The 1287-nt window shown below is 40.5% G+C and carries 1 protein-coding gene; it reads left to right on the forward strand.

The window, feature by feature from the left end; translation table 11 throughout:
- The first annotated feature begins 95 nt into the window (after positions 1 to 95).
- Positions 96 to 1246 (forward strand): IS3 family transposase gene (locus tag LJF29_RS21050; protein ID WP_229150299.1). Its coding sequence is split into 2 segments (ribosomal slippage): positions 96 to 369 and positions 369 to 1246, totalling 1152 coding nucleotides; the frame shifts between segments, so codons are not numbered across the junction.
- Positions 1247 to 1287 lie beyond the last annotated feature (41 nt).

A 1287-nucleotide genomic window follows, 5' to 3' on the forward strand; every position in this document is an offset into this window, starting at 1 on the left:
GGGACTGACCCCATAAGATGAGACAAATAAAAAACACCTTCAAGTTTGAAAACGGATAGTTGTTATCCGAAATAAGACTTGGAGGTGTTTTTTGTATGGGAACAAGAGTGAGTTATCCGATTGAAGTCAAACAGAAGGCTGTAGAAATGAGATTGGCAGGCGTGCCTATGAAAGAGATTATGCAGGAATTGAATATCAATAATAAGACGCAGGTTCAGACATGGGTTAGATGGCATAAAGCTGGGGATACACATCGATTTGAACAGCCTGTTGGTAAGCAATACACTTACGGAAAAGGTCCGGAGTATTCTTCCGAATTAGAGAAACTGCAGGCAGAGAACCGTTATCTGAGACAACAAAATGAAGTTTTAAAAAAGTACAACGAATTGGAAAGGAAGTTGATAGCCAAACGTCAGTCGAACTTGTAGAAGTATTGCACGGCACAATGACCGTACAGAATATCTGTGTTCATTTAGGTATCTCACGAGCGTCTTATTATCGTTGGAAGAAGAACCTGATGAAAGATCATCCCAAGTGCCATTTGGAAAAACAAATCGGCACGTTGTGCCGAGAGCACAAGTATCGATATGGATATCGAAAAATTACAGCTATATTAAAAAAGGAAATGCGTATTAACCATAAAACGGTTCAGCGTATCATGCAGAGAAATCAGTGGCAGTGCCGGGTTAAGGTGAAAAAACGCAAGAAGAATGGGCAGCCATATGCCGTGGTCGATAACATATTGAATCGGAACTTTCAGTCTGATCGTCCTCTTGAAAAACTAGTAACGGACATCACATATTTGCCTTATGGACAGAAACAATTGTACCTTTCCAGTATATTGGATGTATACAATGGAGAAGTGATTGCTTTCACGATTGGAGATAAGCAGGACACAGACTTTGTCTTAAACACTCTTGATCAACTGCCAACAATGCCTCAGAACTGCGTGTTACATAGTGACCAAGGATCTGTGTATACATCTTATGAGTATCAGAAAGCTATTAAAACAAAAGGCATTACCATGAGCATGTCCCGCAAAGGGACGCCCGCTGATAATGCCTCCATCGAATCGTTTCATTCCTCACTAAAGTCTGAAACGTTCTATCTTAACAGCATTGATCGAACCACGACCGCCATCGTAGAACGCACTGTCAAAGAATACATTTATTATTATAACAACATTCGTATTCAAACGAAACTAAACAGCCAATCACCAATAAGCTATCGGCAATTGGCTGTATAAAAGGTGTTTTGATCCCTGTCTCAAAAACAGGGGTCAGTCCC

Source organism: Bacillus sp. LBG-1-113 (assembly GCF_020708615.1).
In the GTDB taxonomy this organism is placed as follows: Bacteria; Bacillota; Bacilli; order Bacillales; family Bacillaceae; genus Bacillus; species Bacillus mojavensis.